Source organism: Abyssibacter sp., assembly GCF_964229365.1.
GTDB lineage: Bacteria > Pseudomonadota > Gammaproteobacteria > Nevskiales > OUC007 > Abyssibacter.
In genome coordinates this window covers 17,385-35,180 of the sequence record NZ_CAXRDQ010000089.1, presented here as the reverse complement: position 1 = coordinate 35,180, position 17,796 = coordinate 17,385, and the positions used below count along the sequence as shown (strand labels likewise).

14 protein-coding genes are annotated in these 17,796 nt (G+C 65.5%); 11 read left to right on the top strand and 3 right to left on the bottom strand.

The genetic code is table 11. The annotated features are described in order from the left end of the window. Nucleotides 1-307: 307 nt before the first annotated feature. From flgA to ACE1EY_RS14915, 8 genes are all read left to right on the top strand, one after another. Complete coding sequence (gene flgA, locus ACE1EY_RS14950) at nucleotides 308-1,003, top strand: flagellar basal body P-ring formation chaperone FlgA (protein WP_291512337.1); 696 nt, start codon at nucleotides 308-310, stop codon at nucleotides 1,001-1,003. Between the two features lie 121 nt (nucleotides 1,004-1,124). After that, a complete protein-coding gene (gene flgM / locus ACE1EY_RS14945) occupies nucleotides 1,125-1,433 on the top strand; it encodes a flagellar biosynthesis anti-sigma factor FlgM (protein ID WP_291512336.1) in 309 nt (102 codons plus the stop codon). A 17-nt stretch (nucleotides 1,434-1,450) separates the two neighbouring features. Then, nucleotides 1,451-1,807, top strand: coding sequence for a hypothetical protein (locus tag ACE1EY_RS14940; protein ID WP_373928101.1), 357 nt, complete (start codon nucleotides 1,451-1,453; stop codon nucleotides 1,805-1,807). A 29-nt stretch (nucleotides 1,808-1,836) separates the two neighbouring features. Next, on the top strand, nucleotides 1,837-2,517 hold the full coding sequence (locus ACE1EY_RS14935) for a PilZ domain-containing protein (protein WP_370300534.1): 681 nt from the start codon (nucleotides 1,837-1,839) through the stop codon (nucleotides 2,515-2,517). A 118-nt stretch (nucleotides 2,518-2,635) separates the two neighbouring features. Continuing rightward, nucleotides 2,636-4,864: an EAL domain-containing protein gene (locus ACE1EY_RS14930; RefSeq protein WP_291512333.1), complete on the top strand. Its 2,229-nt coding sequence runs from the start codon at nucleotides 2,636-2,638 to the stop codon at nucleotides 4,862-4,864. Nucleotides 4,865-4,941: 77 nt separating this feature from the next. Next, on the top strand, nucleotides 4,942-6,717 hold the full coding sequence (locus tag ACE1EY_RS14925; RefSeq protein WP_291512332.1) for an alpha/beta hydrolase: 1,776 nt from the start codon (nucleotides 4,942-4,944) through the stop codon (nucleotides 6,715-6,717). Next, nucleotides 6,714-8,399, top strand: a complete 1,686-nt coding sequence (locus ACE1EY_RS14920) for an amidase (RefSeq protein ID WP_370300532.1) — start codon at nucleotides 6,714-6,716, stop codon at nucleotides 8,397-8,399. Before ACE1EY_RS14925 ends, ACE1EY_RS14920 begins: the two co-directional genes overlap by 4 nt. A 73-nt stretch (nucleotides 8,400-8,472) precedes the next feature. Continuing rightward, nucleotides 8,473-9,414 (top strand): alpha/beta hydrolase, encoded by a 942-nt coding sequence (locus tag ACE1EY_RS14915; protein ID WP_291512330.1) that lies wholly within the window; start codon nucleotides 8,473-8,475, stop codon nucleotides 9,412-9,414. Nucleotides 9,415-9,416: 2 nt separating this feature from the next. On the opposite strand, the gene ACE1EY_RS14910 is transcribed toward ACE1EY_RS14915, so the two are convergent. The 3 genes from ACE1EY_RS14910 to ACE1EY_RS14900 are packed head-to-tail and all read right to left on the bottom strand — an operon-like array spanning nucleotide 9,417 to nucleotide 13,265. Beyond that, nucleotides 9,417-10,790, bottom strand: a complete 1,374-nt coding sequence (locus ACE1EY_RS14910) for an Ig-like domain-containing protein (protein ID WP_291512329.1) — start codon at nucleotides 10,788-10,790, stop codon at nucleotides 9,417-9,419. After that, a complete protein-coding gene (locus ACE1EY_RS14905; RefSeq protein ID WP_291512328.1) occupies nucleotides 10,790-11,713 on the bottom strand; it encodes a hypothetical protein in 924 nt (307 codons plus the stop codon). The genes ACE1EY_RS14910 and ACE1EY_RS14905 overlap by 1 nt, the downstream gene beginning before the upstream one ends. A gap of 58 nt (nucleotides 11,714-11,771) precedes the next feature. Then, entirely contained in the window at nucleotides 11,772-13,265 is a 1,494-nt protein-coding gene (locus ACE1EY_RS14900) for an alkaline phosphatase PhoX (RefSeq protein ID WP_291512327.1), read from the bottom strand. A 220-nt stretch (nucleotides 13,266-13,485) separates the two neighbouring features. Here ACE1EY_RS14900 and ACE1EY_RS14895 point away from each other — a divergent pair, with 220 nt between their 5' ends. From ACE1EY_RS14895 to ACE1EY_RS14885, 3 genes are read left to right on the top strand one after another with little or no spacing between them, the layout of a single operon-like run. Further along, entirely contained in the window at nucleotides 13,486-15,753 is a 2,268-nt protein-coding gene (locus ACE1EY_RS14895) for a DUF3604 domain-containing protein (protein ID WP_291512326.1), read from the top strand. After that, nucleotides 15,737-16,573, top strand: coding sequence for a peptidylprolyl isomerase (locus tag ACE1EY_RS14890; RefSeq protein WP_291512325.1), 837 nt, complete (start codon nucleotides 15,737-15,739; stop codon nucleotides 16,571-16,573). The genes ACE1EY_RS14895 and ACE1EY_RS14890 overlap by 17 nt, the downstream gene beginning before the upstream one ends. Then, nucleotides 16,570-17,796: a HupE/UreJ family protein gene (locus tag ACE1EY_RS14885; RefSeq protein ID WP_370300531.1), complete on the top strand. Its 1,227-nt coding sequence runs from the start codon at nucleotides 16,570-16,572 to the stop codon at nucleotides 17,794-17,796. Before ACE1EY_RS14890 ends, ACE1EY_RS14885 begins: the two co-directional genes overlap by 4 nt.

The window sequence follows — 17,796 nt, the reverse complement described above, 5'->3', positions numbered from 1 at the left end:
TTTGGTCATTCCAACTGAGCGGCGAGTAACGTCGCGTGGCCTGTTTTCAGGCGCAATCCGTAGGGACCGGGCCGGTTTTCCCGCAAGTCTGCGTGGTCGTTCGCTCATTTGGAATGACCAAACCGCACTCACTCCGTCTGGGCTTGCGCGAAAACCGGTTCCGTCTTGGTGGTGGGAATAGATCAGTGTTTCCGTAGTACCTACGTGTTCCGCCGACAAACCCGGACATAGTTGTGCCAATTCGATCCTAAACCCTATCGTCACGCTCGGCACCAACGCCGTGGTACGCCACTTGCCTGAACCGAGCATGCAATTCCGATCTTCCATTCTGGTCGTGGTCGCGAGCTTGGCGATGTGCTTTGGCGCATCGGCCTCGGCCGCTGCCACTGAGGACATCACCCGGCTGAATGCCGCCGCGCAGCGGTATGCCCAACGCGAGCTACCGCGCGGTACTACGGTAACGGCGGGTGGCCTGGATGCCCGCTTGCAGCTGCCGCGCTGTGCGACTCAGCCGCAGGGCATGCGGATGATCGGCAACCCGGCTAGCGGGGCCGCGACGGTGGAAGTGCGTTGCCTGGCGTCGCCGGGGTGGAAGCTGTTTGTGCCGGTACGCACGCAGCAACGCAGTTATGTGGTGGTTGCCAAGGCGCCGATTGCGGCAGGCACGGTGATTGCACCGGAGCAGTTGGAGCGGGTGGAACAGGCCGTACGCGGGGCGACGCGGGGGTTCATGACGGATATCCCCGCCGTGGCCGGGCGTGTTGCGCGCCGGCATATCGCGGCCGGTGCGGTGATCCGCCCGCAGTGGTTTACGGCAGCGAATGTGATTGATCGCGGCCAGACGGTGACGCTGGTGGCACGCGCCGGTGGCGTGGAGATTCGCAGCCGTGGCGAGGCGTTGCAGGCGGTCGGTCCATCGGGGCTGGTGAAGGTCCGCAACCTGTCGTCGGGACGGATCATTGAGGGCCGGGCGCAGGACGATGGCTCGGTTCTGGTGAATTAGTCTTTTAATTGAGTGAGTTAAGTCCAATGACCGTTCGTCGGTGTCAAAAAACAATCGCTCAAGAATTCGTGAACGGCGTCGATAACGTCAGTCATCTGACACAGAACGCAGGAGAAGCATCGTGACCGGGAAGATCGAATCGTCCGTCGTAACCCAGATGACGTCCGGCGCACAGGGCGTGCAGGCTGGCAAGTCCGGGGCGGCTGGCCACGCCAAGATCGGCTCGGTGAGCGAAGCCGACTCGGTCACGCTCAGTGGCCAGGGCGCAAACTTGAACGAGCTGGTGAACGTGGCCCAGCAAACACCGGATGTCGACGTGCAAAAGGTCGCCGCCATTCGCGAGGCCATTGCCTCGGGTAGTTATCAGGTCAATGCCGAATCCATCGCCACCAAGATGGCGCATATGGAATGGCAGATGGGTGGCCGGTGAAGTCGCCGGACGCCACATTGAAGCAGCTTGAAAGCGAGCTGGGTTCGCAGATTCAGGCGCTGGAAGCCGCTGCGCTGGGGCGTGACCCCGATGCGCTGCTGGCCGTGGCGCGCGAGCTGGAAACCAGCATCGAGGCGATGAACGATTCTGGCGTGACCCGACTCGATGCCGAACACCCGCAGGACCAGCCCCAGGTGGTGCAGGCACTCGAACGCCTGCAGGCGGATCTGCGCAAGACCTTTGCGGTCGTGGCCCAACGCCGTGACCAGACAGGCGCCGCCTTGCGCGCGCTGGGTACGGAACCCGCGACGACCGGTTACGGCGACGCGGGCGCGACTACTTATGCACCGGGCCGGGTTTTGGGCCACGCCTGATGCCCGCTTCGCCTCCACAGGATTGGCAGGTGGTGGACTCACGTGATGAGATCATCACCCTGCTCCGGCGCCTTGCTGAAGCTCGCCAGCCGGTGACACTGCGTCACAACGTGCGCTCTTACCTCAGCCTGCTGTTGCGGCTGGATACCGACCACGACCAGCTGATTTTCGATGCCCCGCCCGGTGGTTTTGCCGCGCTGCGGCAGCAGGCCGTGTTGCAGGCCCAAGCGCGGGTGCAGGGTTATGGCCTGCGGTTTCCAACGACGGTCGATGCCTTGCAGGCCGATGGCTCGCTGGTGAGCTGGATGCCGGGCAGCGTGGAACATGCCCAGCGTCGGCGCACGCATCGGGTGAACGTGCCGCGTTCGGTGCCGATCCGCGCCACGCTGTTTCCACTGGGCGGTCGGCCGATCCGCGTGCGCATCACCGATCTTTCCACTCACGGTTTCGGTGCGAGCCTGCGCCGCGAATCAGCCGAGGAACTGCGGCCCGGCCGCGTGCTGGACGGCGCGTTCGGGCTGTCCGGCACGGCGTTCTATGCCCCGATCACGGTGCGTGCCGTGCGGCAGCGTGATGATGCCTATGCGCTGGGCGGCGAGTTCACCGCGCTAAGCCCTGGTGACCGGCGCACGGTGGAACGTGAAGTGGTGGAACTCGAACGCTACTGGCGACCCAAGGCGACCAACCGGCCCGCATTGCGCCACGCCTAGCCTTTTAGCCGGCAACGCCCTGCACGCCTGCGCCGATCAGCGGCGCTCAAGATTCTGCGGCTCGGGCCGATCCAATGGGTATCAGTGACGGATCACCCCGATCCCAGCGGAGTTTCCTATGGCAACTGTGTTCTCCATGACCGGTTCCACACTCAAGACATCGGCCCCCGACACGGACAGTCTCAAAACCGTGACGAGCATTGAGCGCGCGCCGAGTTTCAGCCCGCCCATGCTCAGCAGCGAGCGTTTCCATCACACCCTGACCTACGAAGCACCGGAGAGCTGGCTGGGTGCCGCGGTGAGTGGATTTCGTGAGCAGGTGACCTGCGAGCGCGTGAGTATCTGGCAGCGTATCGGCATGTCGGCACAGTTCGAGGTGATGCACGGCGATGACGATGGCACCCCACCGCCGCCCGTCAGCCGAACCATCGACACGCTCTGCGAAGGCGAGCCGACGATCATCCGCCAGCACGTGGTTTCACGCGGCGGCCAGCGCGTATCCAGCGGCAGCGTGTGGCTGGTGGTGCCGGTGCTCGCCCGTGGCGAGTTGCGTGGTGCCCTCACCATCGAACGGCTGGCCGAGGCCGCGGAATTCGGCGAGGCCGATGTGGAATCGGCCCGTGCGCTGGCCGGTGCTATCGGTGAGGTGTGGAGCCGCAAGCGCATCAACGAGCTGGAAGAAGGCCTGATGCTGAGCCTGGCGCGCTACCGGCTGCTGCACGAGCATTTTCCTGGGCTGGTGTTCCTGCTTGATTCCGAATGCCGGATCGTGTCCATGAGCCTGTTCGCCGCACGGCGGCTGGGCGTGAGCTTTTCCGATGTGGCGGGGTACACCTTCGATCAGTTGTGCACCTCGGAATCCGCCGCCCTGCTAACCGGGGCGATTCGCCAATCGCAGGCCGGGGAAACCTCCGAGCCCGTGCAGTACGAAGCCTATTTGCAGGGTCGCAAGGGTCCGCCGCTGCCGGTTGTGCTGTCGATTCGCACCCACGAAATGCCGCAGAGTGATCCGGTGACGCTGATCGCCGCGGAGGATTTGTCGCGGCTGCGCAAGGCCGAGCGGCAGTTGCATCGCCGCGACTGCCTGGATTCCGTCACCGGCCTGCTCAACCGCTGGGAGTTCGAGCGTCAAATTGCCGACAGCTTGATCGAGCTGCCGGACGATGCGACCTGCAGTGTCATCTACCTGAATCTCGATCATTTCAAGGTGATCAACGAATCCACTCACCATGAGGCTGGCGATCGCTATCTGAAACAAATCGGCATTGTGCTGCGCGACGCGCTGGCGGATTCAACGCTGATCAGCCGCATTGGTGCCGATCATTTCGCCATTTACCTGCGCGACCAGAGTGATGCCGAGGTCAAGGCCTGCATGTCGCAGGTGAGCCGGGCGATTCGTTCCTACCGGTTTACGGTGGACCGGCACATCTTCCGCTGCGGCGCCAGCGTCGGCGCCGTCACGGGCTTCGGCCCTGATCTGACCGCCAGCGATCTGCTCGCACGTGCCGAACGGGCCTGCGAACGGGCACGCGAAGCCGGCGAGCCATTCCTCGACTACTGGTCGCCGCACACGCAGACCTCTCCCGAGGACGGCGACAGCGAAGTGGATTGGGTCGCCCGGCTGCACGATGCGCTGCGCTACGGCCGCTTCCGCCTGTTCGCCCAACCAATCGAAGCACTGACATCCGACCGGGCGCGACACTACGAGATTCTGGTGCGGATGATTGGCGAGGATGGCTCGGTGATACCGCCGGGCAAGTTCCTGCCAGCCGCCGAGCGCTTCGGCCTGTCGGACGAACTCGACCGGTGGGTGTTCAACGAGACCCTCGCCTTTCTCGAAGCACAGGACGCGGATACCACGCGGTGCATGTACTCGGTGAACCTGTCCGGCAAGTCGTTGGCGAACCGCGAGTTCCTGGACAAGGTCGTGGCCACGCTCAAGCGACATCCCCGGCTGGCCCGCCGCTTGTGCTTCGAGATCACCGAAAGCGCGGCCATTGGCCGCTTTGATGTGGCCTCGGCTTTCTTGAGTGAAGTCCACGCCTGCGGCGCACGGGTGGCGTTGGATGACTTTGGCAGCGGCATGTCGTCGTTTGGCTATCTGAAACAACTGACCATCGACTACCTGAAGATCGACGGCATGTTCATCCGCAACCTGTTGGGCGACCCCAGCAACCAGGCCATCGTGAAGACCATCGTGTCCATGGCCCAGGCCTTCAACGTGGAAACCGTGGCCGAATTTGTCGAGAACCGCGAGGTTGCCGACCGCCTCGCCACCATGGGTGTGGACTATGTCCAGGGCTACGGCATCGGCAAGCCGGAACCGCTGGTGGCGGCGACGAAGTAGGCGGCGCAGTGGCACGCATTGTGCGGTGATGCGGCGAGCCGGCGTGGGGCCGGCCCCCAACCCGCACGGACATCTCAATGCAATACCGCGTCATCACCCTGGCTGCCATCGCGGCCCTGCTCACCGCCTGTGGCGGTCAATCCGAATTCGGCACGCCCCAGAACGACAGCCCCGATGGCGTGGCCCGGCCCACGCTGCCGCCCATTGCCGACATCGCCACCGACCCCGCGGCGGGCGGTGCGCTGGAGCTGACCTCCACTGAGTACGACTTCGGCCGCATCACCGTGGCCGATGAGCAGACCGGGACGACCTACGAAACCGATGTGCACGGGTACATCACCTACCCGACGACCTTCGATACCGCCCTGCCGGTGCTGCTGTTCCAGCATGGCCGTCACCAGACCTGCGAAACCACGCTGGGCCAGCTGCCGGTTCCGGTCGGGGACGACAACTGCCCGGACCTGGCGCCGATCATCACCCCGGCCAACAGCTACCGCGGCTACGACTACCTGGTGCAAAACCTGGCCAGCCACGGCTATGCCGTGATCTCCATCGATACCAACGACATCAACGACAACGACGGCAGCGCGAACGCTGGCGACGCCGGCGCCCTGGCCCGCGCCGAGCTGATCCTGACCCACCTGGATGCGTTTCGGGACATCAACACCAGCGGTGGCAACGGCTTCGATGCCCTGCTCGGGCGCCTGGATTTTGAGCACATTGGCCTGATGGGCCACTCACGTGGCGGCGAAGGCGTGAACAAGACCATCACCCTGAACGCCACCCGCGAGCAGCCGCATACGCTGACCGCCGTATTCTCGCTCGCCCCCACCGACTACAACGCCCTGGATGTCACCGGCGTGACCTGGGCAACGCTGCTGCCCTACTGCGATGGTGATGTCGAAAACCTGATGGGTGCTTTCGCCTTCGACGCGGCTCGCAACCTGGCGCCGGACGACAGCCACCCGCGCTTCCAGATTCTGGCGATGGGCGCCAACCACAACTATTTCAATACGGTCTGGACCTCCGACGACTGGGAGATCCACGGCACGGCCAACGACAGCCATTGCGGCACCAGCGCCGAGACCAATAAGCGCGATACGCCCGAGGCCCAGCGCGCGCTGGGCACGTTCTTCATGGCCTCGTTCTTCCGCTACTTCGTGGGCGGCGAAACGGCCTTTGCGGACTACTGGACCGGGCTGGCCGACGTGCCGCCAACCATTTGTCCGGAGGGCGACAGCACCGGCTGTGCACAGCGCTATCTGTTGTCGGCCTGGTCGGGCGCCGACGATCGCGTGGTGATCGATACCACGCCGCTGGCCAGTTCGCTGACGACCAACGCTCTGGGTGGTGCAATCACGCTGAACGGCTTTGCCCGGTTCGAGGCCTGTACGACGGAGGCCCGCGACGGCAGCGGCTGCGGCGAGTCCGATCCGACCTTCACAAGCACGGAGCAGCTGCTGTTGCAGTGGACCGCCGCCGCCAGCTACACCACCGAGTTGGGCAATCTGGATGCCAGCGACTATCACGTGCTGACGATTCGCAGTGGTGTGTCGATTGGTGACGACGCCAATCTCGACGGTCAGGATTTCGTCATCGCGTTGACCGATTCCGCCGGGCGCAGCGCGCGGCTGAATGCGTCGGCCTTCAGCGCTGCCCTGTTCTACCCGCCGGGGGATGCCTTCGATGGCGGCGGCTCGCGCAAGCTAATCCTCAGTGATCTGCGCATTCCGCTGACCGCCTTTGGCGGCATCGACTTCGGCCACCTGCAGACCTTGGCGCTGGAGTTCTCCACCACCACCGCTGGCACGGTGCAGATCACCGACCTGCAATTCCAGCGGGTGTCGCCATGAGGGTTTTTCACCCATGGTTGGTCGCCGCGAGCATCGGCCTGCTGGCGGCCTGCGGCGGCACCGAGCAGCTATCCGACAACGGCGGCGCGCCGGCACCGGTTGCCGGTGAGTTCAAGCTGGTCGAGGCCACGGTGAGCGACGTGCATGCCGCCATGGCCGCCGGCTCGCTGAGCTGCGTGGACCTGGTTCAGGGCTATCTGGACCGGATCACTGCCTACGACCGCCAGGGACCGGAGCTGAACAGCGTGATCGTGGTCAATCCCGATGCGCTCAGTGAGGCCGCGAATCTCGATGCGGCCTACGCGGCAGGCGGCCTGACCGGACCATTGCACTGCGCGCCGGTGCTTTTGAAGGACAACTTTGACGCCGCCGGCCTGGTGACCAGCGCCGGCGCCACAGCCCTCGACAATGCCATGCCCCCGGACGATGCCTTTAGCGTCGCGGGTATTCGCGCCAACGGCGGCATCATTCTGGGCAAGGCGAACATGAACGAGTTCGCCTTCGGCTTCGTCGGCTCCTCGTCCATGGGCGGGCTGGTGCACAACCCCTACGACCCGACGCGCGGTGCTGGCGGCAGTAGCTCCGGCTCCGGCGCCTCGGTGGCCGCCAGCCTGACCATGTTTGCCACCGGGTCGGATACCGGGGGGTCCATCCGCGTGCCGTCGTCGGTGGGCGGCCTCATCGGCATTCGTCCCAGCCTGCGACTGGTGTCGCAGGACGGCATCCTGCCGCTGGCGCATTTCCAGGATGTGGGCGGACCGATGTGCCGCACGGTACGGGATTGCGCCCTGCTGCTTGATGCCATGGTCGGCTATGACGCCGGCAGCGGATCGGGCCAGTACAACGAGCCGACCACACGCCCCGAAGATGGCGCGACGCTGGTCGCGAGCGCCGACGCCTACGCCGCGCTAACCGGTGTGCCGCCCTCGTTCGCGGATGCCCTCGACGACAACGCGCTGCAGGGCGCACGAATCGGTGTCGTACGGGATTTGTTCGGCAGCAATGCAGAGGTGATTGCGGTGGTCGATGCCGCGCTGGCTGCGATGACGGCCGCCGGTGCCACGGTGGAGGACGTGGTCATCGAGGACCTGGCCGACATCACCGGCTATTCCAGCGTGTCGCGCTGGGAGTTTCGCGATCATCTGACCGAGTACCTGATGTCCTGGTCATCGGACGAGGATAGCCACCTGCGCAGCTTCGAGGCCGTGCTGGCCAGCGGCGGCTACGAAAACGACAGCCTGTTTGTGCTCGCGCTCGATGCCCTGAGCGGCACGACGCGTGAGTTCGACCCGACCTATCTGGAAAACGTGCAGGAGCGCGGGCCTTTTGTGCGGGCGCGACTGTTCGCGGCACTGAATCACGAAACCCTGGACGGCACGCCGCTGGGTGCGCCCTACGATGCCCTGGTCTACCCCAGCATCCAGGGCCTGGCCGCCGCGGCAGGCTCCAGCCCGCCCACCGGCTCGAACAACCGCCTGAGCCCGTTTTCCGGTTTTCCGGCGATCTCCATGCCGGCTGGCATGGCCGCCACCGAACCGGCGCTGCCGGTGGGCATGGAACTGCTGGGCCGCGAGTTCGATGAAGCCGGGCTGCTGCGTCTGGCCTATGCCTATGAACAGCTTGCCCAGGGCCTCGACGGACTGGGCCGCTCGGCTCCGACGTTCACGCCAGAATTGGAATAGCGGCACCGGCCCCGGTCATGCGGCACAATCCTTTCGGATAACAATGCCGGATCAGAAAACAAGGACTGTGCGCATGACCGAGGGGACAAACCACCACATTCTCCATATCAACCCGACCAACGCGCGGGCGCGCCGCAAGCTCTGCAAGGGCATTCTGCGGACGACCATGAAGCGCGTGCTGGCCCGCAATCCACCCGTCCGGTTTCAGCGGGCCTGGACCAAGGCGATTCTCAAATCGGTGGCCAAGCCGTCATCGGTGACGATAGACACACGGCAAATCGGCGGTCGGACGGTCCACGTGCTGACCCCCACCGGGGCCGATGACGCCGGCCGCATTCTGTTCCTGCACGGCGGCGCCTATGTCCTGGGCGGCGACGGCGCTTACCTGGGCTACGCGGCCCAGATGGCGCGAGCCACCCGGCGCGTCGTTTGGTTGCCGGACTATCGGCTGGCGCCGGAACATGCCTACCCGGCGGCGGTTGACGACGCACTCGCCAGCTACGACGCCATGATTGCCGAGGGCACGCGAGCGGAGAATATCTGCCTGCTCGGTGACTCGGCGGGCGGCGGGCTATGCGCCTCGACAGCGTTGGCGCTGAAAGCCCGCAGCGGAGGCATGACCGGTGCGCTGGTGCTGATGTCCCCCTGGACCGACCTGACGATGAGCGGCCAAAGCGTGGAACGCCTGGCCAGGCGCGACCCCATGATCGACCCCGCCTGGGGCCGGGCCAGTCGCTTCGGCTATGCCGGCGAGCGGCCACTGGACGACCCCATGCTGTCACCCCTATTCGCCCAGCTCGGCGGCCTGCCGCGAACGCTCATCCAGGTAGGCAGCGAAGAAGTGCTGCTTTCGGACAGCCTGCGATTTGCCAACGCCCTGCAGGCCGCGCAGGTGTCGGTGAGCTGCGAGGTGTACGACGACCTCTGGCACGACTTTCAGATGCAGATCGGACTGCTGCCAGATGCCACGCGAGCCGTGGACCGCATCCGCCGGTTTCTCGATCGCGCGGCTTAGATCTACTCAGCCGCGGTGCGGAAGGTCCAGACCAGCGGCTCCATCAGCGCGCGACCGCGGGCATCCTGTGCCCGCGTCGTGATGACGGCGGTGTACTCCGTGGCCGGCTGCAGATCACCGGTGATCTCGATGCCGATGCCGTGGGTACCGTCGCCCTGATAAAGCGGCCCGAAGCCGGACAGGCGCGCCGGCACGATCTGGCCATCCGGTGCGAACAGCACCAGTCCACCCGGCGCGTTGGCGACGCTGGCTCGATCCACCGATCCGGAGATGAATACCCGAACGAAGCGGTCGGCCGAGTAACCGAATGGCACGCCCTGCTCGCCGTTGTCCGGGTGAACGCCAACAATCTGCGGGCCGCGTGCATTGACCACGCCCTGCTGCAACTTGTCCCACAGGTGCAGGTAGTAGCCGGTGATCATCTTGCCAACGTGAATCACCCCACCGGAGCCGGTGAAATAATGGCCGGAGGCCCAGGGCATTTGCTGACGCACGCGGTCGTATTCCACCGCTGAACCGGCCCGCTCGGCCAGCACCAGGGTGCGGGTGAACAACGCCGCGCGCTGGATGGCTTCTTCCGAGGCATCGACATCACGGCCCGAGGCCGTGTAAGCCCTCGCCAGCACATCAACGGGCGGAAAGGTCAGATACGGCACATCCGCCCAGAGGTCCTGTTCGCGGATCGCAATCACATCCATCGCGTATTCGATGCTGTTGAGCGACAGCGGATCAAAGCCCTGCTTCAGGGCTTCGAAGGGCGCATCGCCCACCACGGCGCGCAACACGTCGCCAACGCTGACCTCGGCGCCGGGCGGGAAGGCATCCAGGGTGTAGGCCGGCGAGGACTCGGCCTCCTCCCCGCGCTCCCGCACCTGCGGTTCGAACAGGGCATCCCAGACCTCGTCACCCAGGCCATGCGCGGCAATGCCCATGGCGTAGGCGATCATCGCGCCACAGCTGTCATCGAAGCGCAGTTCGGCCAGCGGCGCGAGACCTGTCGCCGTGGTGGTGATGTAGTCCAGCGTGCCACCGAAAACGGGGATATCCAGTGACTCGCCGGCAACGCAGCCGTCGTCGTGCAGCACCTGCATCAACGGATTGACGAAGAACTCCCAATGCGCCGTTTCCGCGACATCCCGATCGCCGGGAAACACTGCGCCGGTGGCGTAGCCGCCATCCGGGTACATGGCCCCGGCCAGCAAGGCAGGACGGTGGGCGGTGAGTATGGCCTTGAGCGGATGCGTGTCCGGCAGATAACGCCTGCCGTACTCGGCCATGAGCGCATGGGTGCTCATGCCCGCCGCAAACGACGGGCCGGGAACCACCATCGCGGTGGCCAGCAGGCACCCGGCAGCGACAAAACGTAACCCGTGCATCAGGACTCTCCCAGACCGGCCGCCTCACGCAGCCGTTGACGTTGTTCGAACAGTGCGCGGGCCGCATCAAGCGGGTCGGCCAGCACGAAATCGACAGTTTCTTCGACCTGCAAGGCGGGCAACTGACCCGTGCAACGCAGCGCGAATCGATATGCCCGAGGCTCTGTCAAATCGAATTGAACCGAGCCCGCGACCGGTTGCTCGCCTGACCAGTCGCCAGAGGCAAGGCAGGCATCGCTGGCTGTTGCGGCCCAGCTCAACTGCAGTGTTGCCGGCGCTTCGTTCTGGCTGGGCACTGCGGTGAAGCTCAGCATGGGCATGGACACACCGGCGACGGCGACATCTCTGCTCACCGCTCCACCATCGCCTGTACAACGCAATGCGTAGCGCTGATCTGCCTGGGAGATCCGAACCGCCTGCTCGCCCGTGACCGGCCGGCTGCCCTGCCAGTCCTCGCTGCCGGAGGCCTCGCATTCGGTCGCGTCTTCGGCGTTCCAGCTGAGCATGACTTCGCTGCCCAGCACGGCGCTGGATGCCGAACTGACCAGGGTGAGCGTAGGTGCAAGCAGTCCGGTGACCGTGGCCGATGCAGTCGCAGACCCTTCGGACGAGGTGCAGGTCAGCTCATAAACCGCTGGGCCTGCGGCGTCGATGGACAACTGCTCGGTGCCCGCCAGCGGTCTGCTGCCGGACCAGGCGCCCGCCGCGTCGCAATGGTCGGCATGGCTGCTGGTCCAATCCAGACGTATCGGTTCACCGACCAGACCTTGCGTCGCCGATGCCAGCAGCGTGACTGTGGGCGGTGACGGCTCGACCACCACCGGATCGGCATCTTCTACGGCGGGGGCATCGGTGCCACTACAGGCCGCAAGCATCATCACCCCCGCGACGACCAGGGCACGAGCGAATTCACGACCCCCCATTGATTACGCCCCTCTGACGTGACATCGAACGCGGTCAACCGCCATCAATGTCTGGTGCCTAGCCGCGGAACTCGGCCGGAATGGTCATCTCGTAGGTCGCCCCGCCCGAGCCGGTGCCATCCACGCCGCTGGGACCACGCTGGCTGCTGAAGTACAGCCGCGATCCATCCGCCGTGAAGGCTGGACCGGTGATCTCGGAGCCGCCCTTGTTGATCTGCATTAGCAGCTTGGCCGGTTCGTTCGGGACAATCACGTACAGGCGCATCAAATCGCCGTCTTCGGCCACGAGCACGTCGCCGGCGGGGCTCACGGTGACATTGTCGACATCATTGAAGCCGGTCTCGACCTGCATGTTGTCGTTGTCGAAGATCAGCTCGATCAGCTGGTTGGCCACGTCGAACGCCCAGACGCGGTTATCGCCCTTGGTCGCGAAGAAAATCACGCCCCGCGTCGGCACCGTGCCGGCATCGGGTATCGCCCGCAGGCCTTCCGGCACTTCGTAGTACCAGATGCCTTCGCCACCGTTGAACTGGGTGCCGTTGGCCGTGCCGCCGACGCCCAGCACGCCGCCGGAGGTGCCGACTTCCGTCCAGGTGACTGCGACCGCTTCGCGCACGTCTTCTGATGCCGGATCGCCACCATTCTCGAAACCGGTGATGTTGAGCACTTCCAGGGTGCCGTCGGTCAGCCCCATACGAACGGTGCCGTCGGCCAGCGTGGTCAGATCACCCGGATTCGACACGAACCGGTAGAAGCGCTGGTCGCCGCCATCTTCGGTCAGGTACGCGACATGATTAATCGGGTCGATGGCGACAGCTTCATGGGGGAACGCGCCCAGGGCGGGCCGCACGACGGCGTCATCGACCGTGCCGAAGGGATTGCATTCGTAGACCTCGCCGCCGGTGGTTTCCTCGCAGGACAGCCAGGTTCCCCACGGGGTGGCGCCGCCGGCACAGTTGTTCGTCGTGCCATCGAGAATCCGGTAGGCATCGATCAGGTTGCCGTCGGCATCGAAGCGCAGCGCGCCGACCCCGCCCGGCGTGGTCTCGCTGTTCGACACATAGACCCAGCCGCCATCGAGCGGAGACGGAAACACCGCGCCGCCGTCGGGGTTCACATGCCACTCGAATCCGGTGGCATCCGGCTGGCCGCTGAGCGGGTTCAAGCCGTTGCGGGCGACGACCCGCACATCGAATCCCGCCGGCGCGACCATCTCTTCGTCGATACCATCGATGCCGCCGCTGGTCATCGTCTTGGGTTCCACCGGGCCGATGCCCGCCAACGGGCCGGTCGGCAAGGTCAGCTCCGGCCCACCGACAGGCGGCTCGGCAGGCGGCGTCGGATCGCCTCCGACCGGCGTGTCATCCGTCGAACCAAACGACGAGGACCCGCCACAAGCGGTTAGCAAGGCCGGCGAACCCACAACACCCAGCCCTAAAAACATGCGCTGCAACAGCGAGCGGCGTGACATCGCGAGCAGCGAATGCGCCGGGCTGCCTTGCGCCGCCGTCGTGGTCGACTGACGATGAATGGAGTCTGTTGTGTCGGTCATGGCTGTGTCCTGCTGATCGGTCCGGGCGCGAAACATGCGCAATGGCTTCATAGCCTACTGGGATCAAATTTCCACGCGATGACAACCGCGACCGTTCAACCCACACTCGCGACCGCTTATCCATCTTCGCGGTTGGTGGACCCTTGCGGACGACGGTGATAAACAAGGCGGCACTGGACCGTGTCGCGATCCGCGATGCCGTCCGCCTGGGAGAGAACAGATGAAACGACTGCTCGCCGCATTGGTGGGATTGCTGGTGGCCGGTATCGGCCTTTACCTGGTGAGTGCTCGCCTGGGATGGCTGGGCAACCCGCCGGGACCCGGCGAGATCACCGGGCCGGGCCTGCCGGAGGCGGTCGTGCTGGCCCGGCAGACCGCACGCAGCGACGCCGCGGCCGCAGCGCAGACGGCGTCCACCAAGCATGTGATGTTTGGGGACTTTCACGTCCACACGACCTACTCCACCGATGCGTTCCTCTGGTCGCTGCCCATGGCCGGGGGCCGCGGCGTGCACCCAATCGGAGATGCCTGCGACTACGCTCGGTATTGCTCCGGGCTGGATTTCTGGGCCATCACCGACCATGCCGCGGCCTCCACGCCGCGCCGCTGGGACGAAACCAAGGCGTCGGTGCGGCAATGCCAGGCACTGGCCGGTGATCCGGAGCAGCCCGACCTGGTCTCGTTTCTCGGCTTCGAGTGGACGCAGGTCGGACGCCTGCCCACCAACCACTACGGCCACAAGAACGTGATCTTCCGAGATCTGGATGACGACAAGGTGGCCAAGCGGCCGATTGCCGCTGGCGGACTGACGACACAGGTGCTGCGCACCGAGCTGGACGCGTTTCCTCCGGCGCTGGTGATCACCGAGCGCGAAAAGATCATGCGGTATCTGGACTTCAACGCCTTTCTCGCCGAGGTGCGCAGCGTTCCTGAGTGTGACGCGAACACGCCATCCAGCGAGCTGCCCGCCAGCTGCTATGAGTCAGCGGCGACGCCAGGCGAATTGGTTGCACGCCTGGAGGACCAGGGCCTGGACCCGCTGATCATCCCCCATGGCACGAGCTGGGGCTTTTACACCCCGCCCGGCACCACCTTCGACAAGCAGCTCAAGTCCGAAATGCGGCCTGAAGCATTCAGCACGGTGGAAATTTATTCGGGGCATGGCAATTCCGAGGAATACCGCCCGTGGCGGGCCGTGGAGATGGACACCGGCGGCGATCAGCTCAGCGGCCGCTGCCCCGAGCCTAGCCCGGGGTATCTGCCCTCGTGCTGGCGAGCCGGCGAGATCATTGCCCAGTTCTGCGCAGACGAGGGCCTCCCGGCACAGACCTGTGAAGAGCGCGCCGCCACCGCACGCCACGCCTACGCCAACATGGGCGCGGCCGGCCATCTGGCCGTGGACGGCGAAACGGCGGCGGACTGGCTAGATGCCGGACAGTGCAAGGATTGTTTCCTGCCGCCGTTCAACCACCGACCGGGGACGTCGGTGCAATACGGCTTGGCGATTTCCAATTTCGACCAGGACGAGCCAGCCCGGTTCACCTGGGGCTTTATCGCATCCTCCGATAACCACCGCGCCCGGCCGGGCACCGGATACAAGCCGGTGGCTCGCAAACTCACGACGGAGGCCAACGGCCCCGTCAACGAAACCTGGGCCAAACTCATCTACGGCGACCGCAGGACTCCCACCTCCGAGCCACGGGTCATTGACCGCGAGACCCTCACGGAGATGGCTGGCTTTGAACTCACCGAACTGGAGCGGCAATCCTCGTTCTGGCTAACCGGCGGACTGGCCGCTGTACACGCCGAAACGCCGGACCGCGCCGGTATCTGGAATGCGTTCCAAAACCGCGAGGTGTACGGGACCTCCGGCCCGAAGATGCTGCTGTGGTTCGATCTGGTTGACGGGGATCAGCGGCATCCGATGGGCAGCGAACTGGCGACGGACGCCCTCGGACAAACCCCGGCGCCCACCTTTGAAGTCCGTGCCGTCGGTGCATTCCAGCAGAAACCCGGCTGCCCCGATTTCGTCCACGCCGGCCTGGATGCCGAACGCATCGAGAACCTGTGCTCCGGTGAATGCGACCACCCCTCCGATGTGCGCCACCCGATCACGCGCATTGAGGTCGTGCGCATTCGCCGCCAGGCCAGTCCGGATGAAGACGTGGCCGCCCTGATCGACGATCCCTGGAAAGTGGCGGACTGCGACGGAAACCCCGCCGGCTGCGTCGCCCGCTTCACCGATGACACGCTGGCCGAGGCGCCACGCGATGTCCTCTATTACGCCCGCGCCATCCAGGAGGCCACGCCGACCATCAACGCCGACAATCTGCGCTGCGAATACGACGCCGACGGCAACTGCATCCGGGTGAACCCCTGCTACGGCGACTACCGCACCGACGCCACGGACGATTGCACCGCCCCGGCCGAGCACCGGGCCTGGTCCTCGCCGATCTATCTGAATCTGGCGCATGGCCCATCGGACTGAGCGTGACCGCCGCCGCCTGACGGATGCCGCGCTGTTGCTCGCCACCGCGGCGGGTTTTCTGCTGGCCACCTGGCAGGCCCTGGCGCCGGATCTGGGCGCGGCCGACCAGGCCGCGGCGGTGGTCAACGGCGTGGTCATTTCGCAGGCCGATCTGGCTCGGGCTGTCGAGGCCATCGCAGGCGACAAGCGCAATCCGCTAACGGCAGCCGATCGCGCCCGCGCCCTGGACACGCTGATCACCGAAGAGTTGCTAATCCAGCGGGCCGAGCAGATCGGCCTGCTGCAGTCCGACCGCATGGTGCGCTCAGCCGTGGTCGATGCGATGGTGCAGGCCATCGTCTCGCGCGAGCAGGCGGCGGCTCCGGATGAACAAACCCTGCGTCGCTTCTACGACGAGCATCCGCTGCTGGGCGCCGAGGCCGCGCGCGTGCAACTCGTCCACGCCGCCCGCCCCTGGCCCGCAACGGCAACCGTCACTGCGCTGCGGCAGGGCCAGGCCTTCGAGTCGGTGTTTGCGCCGGCGGCCCTCACACCGCTGCCGCCGGGATGGCTGCGTATGGACGCGTTGACGACTTATCTGCCCGGCGGCGTCCTGCAATCCCTGCCCGGTTTGGTGCCGGGGGATATCGCCGGCCCGATTCGCATCGGCGAGCAGGCGCATTTTGTCTGGCTGCAGGACAAACAACCTGGTCAGCGTCCTCCGTTTGAGGCGCTGCGCGATCAGGTTCTGGTCGCCTGGCAGGCACGGCATCAGGAACGAGCCGTCATCGACACAGTTGCCCGCTTGCGAGCGTCGGCCGAGATTCAAACACCGTCGTGAGCAAGGTCCGGCTGGCCCACGCCATCGCCCTCTGGCTGATGCTGCTGATCAGCACCGAGGCGCTAGCCCACAATCGCAGCCAGTCGTTTTCGTCCTGGGAGTGGACCGGGCAGCAACTGACGGGGGAGTTCACCATCGACTCCCGCCGCGCGACACTGCTTTACGCCGACATCGCCGTCGGCAGCGCCGCTGATATTCCGCTTGCGGAACGGCTGGCGCAGCATCTTGACGAGACCGTTGGGGCGACACAGGCCGGCCAACCCTGCGACGCAGCGCCGCCCACCGTGTTGCCTGCGGCCGTAGGCTGGCAGCGCATCGGCCTGGCATTTCGTTGCACCGATCTGATTGAGCACCACCCGGTCGAACTGCAAATCGATGCGCTGTTCCGCTACGCCGCCACACATCTGCATTTTCTCAGCGCAACACATGGAGATACGGCGACCGAGCGCGTACTCACCGCGCAGCGTCCAGCGATCCGCCTGGCAACAGAGGCCCCGCAATCGGATCTGCTGGGCTTCATCCGCACCGGCGCCGAGCATGTCGCTTCTGGCTGGGACCACATCGCGTTTCTCGCCGCGCTGCTATTGCTGATTCCGGGCTGGAAGCCCCGTTTGTGGACCATCACCGGCTTTACGCTGGGGCATTCGGTCACGCTGGGGTTGGCGGTCACCGGACGCATCGCACCGGATGCGTCGACGGTGGAAGCCCTGATCGGCTTTTCCGTGGCCTATGCGGCGTTCGAAGCCGCCCGCCGCCGCGCGCTGCTCTCTCGCGACGCCCAGTTCGCGATTGCAACCGCCGTCGCGGGCCTCGGACTCGCGCTGCTGCTGACGGACCGCTCCGCGCTCAGCGCCTGGACCTGGCTCGCCTGCCTGCTCCTGCTTGGAAGATTGCTATGGAGCGACTCGCGCCGGGTCGGCATGACCGGCCCGGTACTGGCCGCCGCCTTTGGTCTGGTTCATGGCGCCGGTTTCGCGGGCGCGCTACTGGACATCCGCTGGCCAGCCGATCAACTGCTGCCGGTACTGGTCGGCTTCAATATCGGTGTCGAACTGGGGCAGATCACCATCGTGCTGCTGTTGTCGGCGTTAGGCGCCACCGCAATGGCCTTATGGCAACGCCTGACCCGCGACGCCGCCGGCCTGTGGCCTCAAACCGCCGCCACCGGCCTGCTGTGCCTGGCCGGCGTGAACTGGTTTGTGAGCCGGGCGATTCTCGGCTAA

What these genes read in the sequence shown, in the direction of transcription:
- flgA (WP_291512337.1), top strand. Translation starts at nt 308, where the DNA reads ATGCAATTCCGATCTTCCATTCTGGTCGTGGTCGCGAGCTTGGCGATG.
- ACE1EY_RS14930 (WP_291512333.1), top strand. Translation starts at nt 2,636, where the DNA reads ATGGCAACTGTGTTCTCCATGACCGGTTCCACACTCAAGACATCGGCC.
- ACE1EY_RS14925 (WP_291512332.1), top strand. Translation starts at nt 4,942, where the DNA reads ATGCAATACCGCGTCATCACCCTGGCTGCCATCGCGGCCCTGCTCACC.
- ACE1EY_RS14920 (WP_370300532.1), top strand. Translation starts at nt 6,714, where the DNA reads ATGAGGGTTTTTCACCCATGGTTGGTCGCCGCGAGCATCGGCCTGCTG.
- ACE1EY_RS14915 (WP_291512330.1), top strand. Translation starts at nt 8,473, where the DNA reads ATGACCGAGGGGACAAACCACCACATTCTCCATATCAACCCGACCAAC.
- ACE1EY_RS14910 (WP_291512329.1), bottom strand. Translation starts at nt 10,790, where the DNA reads ATGCACGGGTTACGTTTTGTCGCTGCCGGGTGCCTGCTGGCCACCGCG.
- ACE1EY_RS14905 (WP_291512328.1), bottom strand. Translation starts at nt 11,713, where the DNA reads ATGGGGGGTCGTGAATTCGCTCGTGCCCTGGTCGTCGCGGGGGTGATG.
- ACE1EY_RS14900 (WP_291512327.1), bottom strand. Translation starts at nt 13,265, where the DNA reads ATGACCGACACAACAGACTCCATTCATCGTCAGTCGACCACGACGGCG.
- ACE1EY_RS14895 (WP_291512326.1), top strand. Translation starts at nt 13,486, where the DNA reads ATGAAACGACTGCTCGCCGCATTGGTGGGATTGCTGGTGGCCGGTATC.
- ACE1EY_RS14890 (WP_291512325.1), top strand. Translation starts at nt 15,737, where the DNA reads ATGGCCCATCGGACTGAGCGTGACCGCCGCCGCCTGACGGATGCCGCG.